Raw genomic sequence first — 7,296 nt, 5'->3', positions numbered from 1 at the left:
CGGTGGGAACCGGCGACGGTAGATTGGCCGTGATCACGCCGGTGTGCGCGATGTTGTTGACCACCGAGTTCACAACCACCAGCGGTGATCCCGCCAGCCGAACCTTCGGCGCCGCCAGATGTTTTGCTTTGTCGAGATCAGAAACCGCGATCGTCAACGTCTTGGCTACGTAATCGGTCTGTACCTGCGTCACCCGTATGCGATCGTCGTCGGCTTTCGCACTATGCGAAACCGTAAGCAGAAACAGACCCATAAGAAACAGAAACCCTTTGCGAATGGCCCATGGATGCATCATGAAAATCCTCCACATTGTTTTGAGATTAGCGCAAGAGTATTGGATAGAAAGGCCTGAGCTGGGAGAGATGCTCATACCCCTCTGAGGCGGAAGCCGCCCCGAAAATCCAATAATGGTGTGCGCGCCAATCTAGCCATTTGCGGGCTTAATTGTCAAGATCAACCACTCGCCCCGGGCACGGCAGACTCTATCGCGGTTCCCACAACTTTCTTGTCATTACACCGTCCTTCGATGATCCGCAATAGAGCTGACTGCCTGATGCCTGCCCGAGCTTCTTCAACGAAGGCCGCCTGCAATCCGCAGCGTTTCGCCGGTGATCCAGCCAGAGTCAGACGAAGCGAAGAAAACAGCGGCAGGAGCAACGTCCTCGACTTGGCCGATGCGTCCCAGCGGGGTCATCGCTTCGATCTGCTTGCGGAAGTCGCCCTGGTCGAATCCGCCTGCGCGAACTCCTTCGGTATCGACCATGCCAGGGTTAATGGCGTTCACACGGATTTTGCGCGGACCCAATTCCTTGGCCAGGGTTCTGGTTACCGCATCCACGGCCCCCTTGGTAGCGGTATAGACCGTGGTATTGGGAGGTGTGAGGGAGCTGGCCGTCGAGCTGATATTGATGATGCTGCCGCCTGAAGCATCGAAATATTTGGCGGCTTCCTTCGATGCCAGCACCAGACCGAGGACGTTCAGGTTGAAGTGCTTGTGGAAATGCTCTTCGGTAACGCTTTCCAGCGGCGAAAATTCGTAGACACCCGCATTGTTGACCAGGATATCGAGTCTGCCGAATGCCTTCTTCGTCTCAGAAAAGAGGCGTTCGATCTCGGCCGGTTTTGCTACATTGGCCTGCACGGCAACGGCTTTTCCGCCATTGCTTACAATTTCTTTGACCACGCGCTCGGCGCCTTCTTTGCTGGATGAATAGTTAACGACAACCGCTGCGCCCTCGGCTGCCAGATGCTTGGCAATCGAAGCGCCAATTCCCTTGGATGCTCCTGTGATCACTGCAACTTTACCTGCAAGTTTCTTTGACATGATGTCTCTCCTGTGCCGGCACTTTGTACCGTACAGTAAAGATGTCGAATGCGAACCAAAGTTTCAGGAAGTTTTGTACCGATGGGTACGAAAAAAGTATTATCATAAACACTACAGTATGAAATCCAGGAAGTCCGCCGGTCCCATGGGGCGTCCTCGCGCCTTCGACGTTGATCAGGCTCTTGACCGTGCGCTGAAGGTGTTCTGGCGCAAAGGCTATGCGGGCGCGTCTTTATCAGATCTGACCAAAGCCATGGGCATCAATCGCCCCAGCCTCTACGCCGCCTTTGGCGACAAGGAAGGCCTGTTCCGCAAGGCGCTTGATCGTTATGTCCATGGGCCTGGAGCCTACGTTCGTGAAGCACTGAACCAGCCGACCGCCCGCGCAGTTGTCGAACGACTGCTGCAAGGAACAGCCGGCTCGGTGACCGATCCGCACAATCCCCGAGGGTGTCTCTACGTGCAGGGCGCGCTTGCCTGCGGAAAAGAAGGCGACTCGATCCGGCGGGAGCTGATTTCGCGCCGTGCTGCAGGCGAGGTGGAAATACACCGGCGTCTCAAGCGCGCAAAAGCCGAGGGCGACCTTCCCCGCGATTCAAACCCTGCCGATCTGGCTCGCTTCATTGCAACGGTGTCGCAGGGAATGGCGGTTCAGGCTGCCGGCGGGGCAAGCCGTAAAGAATTACAGCGGGTGATCCAAACTGCATTGCGGGCCTGGCCAGAGCAAAATGGGCGAAAAGTCGACAGGCATTTCTCAAACGATTTAAAGGATTGAAAAATGCATCATCCGCCACGCGAGGTCTCCTATTTTTCGACGAGCGCTTTTCAGCTTCCCTCCATCGCCTCCCAAACTTTCCTGGTATCGGCGCATTGGACGTATTTGACGATCTTGCCATCCTTCAGAGTCCACACATGTGCGAATGCGGCTTCCATGGCGCGATTTGTCTTCTTATAAGTGCCGTGATAGAAGCCGGTTGTAATGATGGTCTCGCCGGCATCGTAAAATTTTTCGGCGTGCGCGCGGAATCCAATCCATTCGCTCCCGAGCGGGGCAAACAGGTTTTTCACAATCTCCTCGAAGCTGTGAAAGGTCCCGGTATAGGGGAAGCCCGCAGCCTCTCTCCATTCGAACTCGGGTGCGAGAATGGCCTGCAGATTCTTCGCATTCTGCTCTGCATCCCCGAGGTAAATACTCTGGATGATTTCCAGGTTGGTCTTCATGAATTTTGAACTCTCCGTGGCCTAAGAAGTGATCCTTCACGTCCAAACGTTTCGGGGCATTTTACAAAACTTGCCGTTTCCTGCAATCCGGGAAATATGTATTTCCGTACCTGATACGTATTTCCATTCTGCAACACCACTTGTAGTTAGGCTATCAGGAGACTTCCCCCATGTATGACGCTATTATTGTTGGCGCCCGCTGTGCCGGCTCGCCTACGGCCCTGCTGCTGGCGCGCAAAGGTTACAAGGTCTTGCTGGTGGATCGCGGGGCGTTCCCCAGTGATATGGCTTTTTCCAATCACTTTGTCCATCAGACGGGCACGGCCAGGCTGAAGCGCTGGGGATTGCTCGATAAACTTGCCGCCACCGGTTGTCCTCCTATTACCGCTGATTATTTTGACTACGGCGCCTTCACCCTTACAGGTTCGCCTCCTCCGGCCGAAGGCGGGGTGCAAGAGGCCTACGCGCCACGCCGCAAGGTGCTCGATCCGATTCTGGTTGAGGCAGCCGTCGAGGCAGGCTCGGAGCTGCGGGAAAATTTCTCGGTGCAGGAAGTGCTCTGGGAAAACGACCGGGTCACCGGGATTCGCGGACACGGAAAGAACGGGGCCATGGTAACGGAAAGCGCCCGCATTACCGTCGGCGCCGATGGCATGTTTTCAACCGTTGCCAAGGCGGTGAAGGCTCCGGAGTATAACAACAAGCCTCCGCTGGAGGGCTCGTGGTACTCCTACTGGAGCGGCATACGGATGATGGGCTGGCATCTATGGCTGCGTCCTCATCGCGTCATCTTCGCCTATAACACCAATGACAATCTCACGCTGATTGGGTCAGCATTTGCCGCGCGCGATTTGCCGATGGTCCGCACCGATATCGAAGGTCACTACATGCGGTCTATTGCCGAGTGCGCGCCCGATCTGTTTGAGCAATTGCGAAGCTGCCGCCGTGAGTCAAAGTTTGTTGGCGGGGCGATCCCAGGTTATCTGCGCAAGCCTTACGGCCCCGGATGGGCGCTGGTCGGCGATGCCGGATATCAGAAAGATCCGTGCACAGCCTCGGGAATCACCGATGCCTTCCGTAGCGCCGAAATGCTGGCCGAGGCCATTGACGCCGGCTTGAGTGGCCGCCAGCCGCTGGAGCAGGCTTTGGCCGGATACGAGCAGCAGCGCAACCAGACTGCTCTTCCCTTCTACGAGCTCACCTCGCAACTCGCGACGCTGGAGCCGCCTCCACCCGAGACGCAGCAACTTCTCGCCGCACTGCGGGAAAATCCCGAGCAGGCCCGCCGCTTCTTCGGGGTGTTTGCTCTCACTGTACCGGTGCAGGAGTTTTTTGCACCAGAAAATGTGCAACAGATTCTCACGAGAAATCACCGTCGAGTGAGTGCTCCGGTTAGACTCTCAGCCCGCAGATAGAAAGCCCTGGAAGAAACTGGAAGAAAAATGAAATGGTTTAAGGCTGGTTGAAGAGATGTAAAATAGCTTTCTTCCAAAATCAGTATCCACGGATGGCAATTTCCTTCAGGCTTTCTTCAGTGAATTTTAACCTCCTATTCATCTGTCTCTAACCGGACGTTTACAAACCTCCTCTACTATCTGCGCATAGTTTTTGATCCTCAACCCATATTAGGAGGGAACCATGCATTTTCTCCACCGTAAGATTTTTTTGTTAACTTCAATTTTTTCAATGATCTCCCTGTTCTGCCTCGCACAGGCCACGGCGCAGGAGCGCAATGGCGTCATTAGCGGGCGCGTGACCGATTCGACCCACGCGATCCTGCAAGGCGCGCGCGTAGAGCTGCAGCCCACCGGACAAACCACCGCCTCTAACAGCAAGGGCGATTTTGCCATCACCGGTTTGGCCGCTGGACACTACACCGTCACCATCACCTACGTAGGGTTCACAACATTTTCTAAAGATGTAGACGTCAGCGCCAGTGGGACCGCAAACGTGGACGCCACGCTTGCAGTTGAAGCCAAGGGCGAAGAAGTCACGGTTACCGCCGGCCGCGAGCACGGCGAAATCGAGGCCCTCAACCGCCAGCGCACCGCCGATAACATTTTGCAGGTGCTGCCCTCCGAGGTCATCACCAGCCTGCCCAACACCAATATCGCCGACGCTGTAGGCCGCCTGCCCAGCGTCTCGCTGGAGCGTGACGAAGGCGAAGGCAAATATGTACAGATTCGCGGCACCGAACCCCGTCTGAGCAACGTAACGGTGGATGGCGTGCATCTGCCATCCCCGGAAAATGTACGCAACGTAAAACTGGACGCTATTCCCTCAGACCTGGTGGATTCGGTCGAGGTCAGCAAGACCCTCTCTGCCAATCAGGATGGCGACGCCATTGGCGGTTCCGTCAATCTGGTTACCAAGAGCGCGACCGACGAGCCCTATGTCAGCTTGCTGGGAATGGGCGGTTACACTCATCTTGATACAGGACGCTGGCTCGACCAGTTCAGCGGCACTGCAGGCCAGCGCTTTGGCAAAGACAAGAAGCTCGGCGTACTCTTTGGCGGCAGCTACGACTGGAACGGGCGCGGCATTAATGACATCGAGCCTTCAGTGGGATTCAACTCTATTGCGCGTACCGATCCCGCAACCGGCCAAGCTCTCCTCGACTCGAGCGGTAATCCCGTTCCTACCGGCACGTTTTTCCCCGGACCCAACGGCTATGACTACCGCGACTACTGGTACGACCGCACCCGCTACGGTTTTGGTGGCACAGTGGATTATAAGCTTGGTGAATTTTCCTCAATTTACGCCCGCGGACTTTTCTCTGAGTTTAACGATTTCGGACAGGATTGGATTTATTCGCCAGCCGTGGGAAACTTTCTTTCGCCAACCCTGACTGACAACACCGGCTCCTCTAGCTTTGCCCATGTAACCCGCAAACCTGAGCAGCGGATCTTCAACGTGGTTACCGGCGCAAGGCATGACATTGGAAAGACCATCATCAACTATGAGCTTTCGCTCGGCCAGGCGCGATTTACGGGAATATTTCCCAGCGCTGGTTTTGTCGTTACTCCTGGTGGTCTTCTCGACGGCACCGTGCAGTACGCAGTCAACACAGCCAATCCGCACACCCCCCACATTACGCCCCTGAATGCCAACATCTTTGACCCAACGCAGTACGTTCTCGACACGCTGACCCAGGGAGATGCCCACACGTTTGAGCGCGATATCATCGGATCTGTCGACGCGATCCGCCAATACAGTGTCGGTTCCCACTATGGCTCCTTCGAGATCGGCGCCAAGGTACGTGATGCCCGCAAATCTGAATTCAACAATGAGGTGTTCTACAAAGCCATCCATACCACCGCAGTGCCGGGCTTGCTGGAGAGTGATGCCCTCGGAACCTTCACCAACCGCAATTACTACCTTCAGGGCTACCCTACATTCGGGCCAACCACCAATTTCAGCAAGATACAGAACTTCTTTAACACTGGCTATCTTCCCGGCAATGCTTTAAGCAAGTTCCAAATCAATCAAAGGAGGACCATCACGAACAATGTAGGCGGTGACTTCAACGAGACCGAACGCGTCTACGCCGGTTATGTCATGAATACGATTAACTTTGAAAACATTCGCATTCAGGCTGGTGTGCGCATCGAAGGGACTTCAGAATCGTTTCTCGCCAGCAGCGTATCTTTCCCGAGCGACTTTTCTAACAATAACCTTGACGCCGTGATCACGCCCGTACCTGGAACTCACGATTACATTGACGTGCTGCCCAGCATACAGATCCAGTCCTCTTTGGATCAAAACACCATCGTCCGCGCGGGCTATGGGATGGGGATCTCCCGGCCTAACTTTGGCGACCTGCCGCCCAAGCTCATCGCGGATGCCACGAACACGGCCAATCGTACCGTACAGATTGGTAATCCAGCCCTCAAGCCCGAGCATGCTCAGAACTTCGACCTTGAGATTGAGCACTATCTCAAACCCTTTGGCGTAATCTCGGGCGGCGTGTTTTACAAGTATCTGACGAATCCGATTTTTCCCGTGAAAACCACTCTCACCACGGGGCAATTTACCGGCTTCTTTCAAACCCAGCCCATCAACGGAGGTCATGCACATATCGTCGGCTTCGAGTTTTCATGGCAGCAGCATCTCTCGTTCTTGCCCGGCCCGTTGAATGGCCTTGGTGTAAGGACCAACTACAGCTATACCCAATCACAAACCAACTTCCCCATCGACCTCACCGGGGCAGGCAGGACAGATCGTCCCGCACTGTTGCGCCAGGCGCCCAACAACGCCAACTTCGATCTGACCTACGACAAAAAGGGCTTCTCCGGACGCATTGGTGTGACCCACAACGACGCCAACATCTTCAGCTACGGCAGCTTCGCTCCCGATGGCTCCGATGGCGGACCCAGGGGGCCGAATGGGGATACATACCTCTATCCTCACACCCAGGTTGACGCCCAGATGAGCTACTGGATTCCCAAGGGGCATGGCACGCAGGCCATCGTCTCACTGCTGAATATGAACAATGAAGTTTTCGGCTTCTATCAAGGCAGCGGACGTTATCCCATTCAGCGCGAGTTCTACGACCGGACGGTTTCGTTTGGCCTGCGCTGGACGCTTACCAGAGAACCGAAATAAAAACGTGCTCTAAACCTAACGAACCGGCCTGGGCACCACTGCCCGGGCCGGTTTGTTTTGATCGCATCTCTAAAATATGGATTCCGCTCCATCGGAAATGGTTTATTCCTTCCTCATCCGTCATGTACCAAATCGGCACGCATAGA

6 protein-coding genes are annotated in these 7,296 nt (G+C 55.2%); 3 read left to right on the top strand and 3 right to left on the bottom strand.

The genetic code is table 11. From position 1 onward, the window contains the following. The coding region (locus VK738_21880; GenBank protein ID HTD25314.1) for a hypothetical protein at positions 1–295 on the bottom strand (295 nt) is incomplete at its 3' end. Positions 296–571: 276 nt separating this feature from the next. Then, positions 572–1,324 carry a glucose 1-dehydrogenase gene (locus VK738_21875; protein HTD25313.1) on the bottom strand — a complete coding sequence of 251 codons (753 nt, stop codon included), beginning with the start codon at positions 1,322–1,324 and terminating at the stop codon, positions 572–574. Here VK738_21875 and VK738_21870 point away from each other — a divergent pair. Further along, positions 1,287–2,099, top strand: a complete 813-nt coding sequence (locus VK738_21870; GenBank protein ID HTD25312.1) for a TetR/AcrR family transcriptional regulator — start codon at positions 1,287–1,289, stop codon at positions 2,097–2,099. The genes VK738_21875 and VK738_21870 overlap by 38 nt on opposite strands. Positions 2,100–2,149: 50 nt before the next feature. On the opposite strand, the gene VK738_21865 is transcribed toward VK738_21870, so the two are convergent. Continuing rightward, positions 2,150–2,545 (bottom strand): nuclear transport factor 2 family protein, encoded by a 396-nt coding sequence (locus VK738_21865; GenBank protein ID HTD25311.1) that lies wholly within the window; start codon positions 2,543–2,545, stop codon positions 2,150–2,152. 170 nt (positions 2,546–2,715) lie between these two features. Here VK738_21865 and VK738_21860 point away from each other — a divergent pair, with 170 nt between their 5' ends. Both VK738_21860 and VK738_21855 read left to right on the top strand, forming a co-directional pair. Next, positions 2,716–3,960, top strand: coding sequence for an NAD(P)/FAD-dependent oxidoreductase (locus VK738_21860; GenBank protein ID HTD25310.1), 1,245 nt, complete (start codon positions 2,716–2,718; stop codon positions 3,958–3,960). Between the two features lie 271 nt (positions 3,961–4,231). Next, the gene (locus VK738_21855; GenBank protein HTD25309.1) at positions 4,232–7,150 is read left to right on the top strand and encodes a TonB-dependent receptor; all 2,919 of its coding nucleotides are present in this window, start codon (positions 4,232–4,234) and stop codon (positions 7,148–7,150) included. Positions 7,151–7,296: the final 146 nt, after the last annotated feature.

It is taken from the genome of Terriglobales bacterium, from assembly GCA_035487355.1.
Lineage (GTDB): Bacteria > Acidobacteriota > Terriglobia > Terriglobales > Acidobacteriaceae > QIAW01.
Note: the sequence above shows the minus strand (reverse complement) of the source record. Positions and strands in the feature narration are given on the sequence as shown.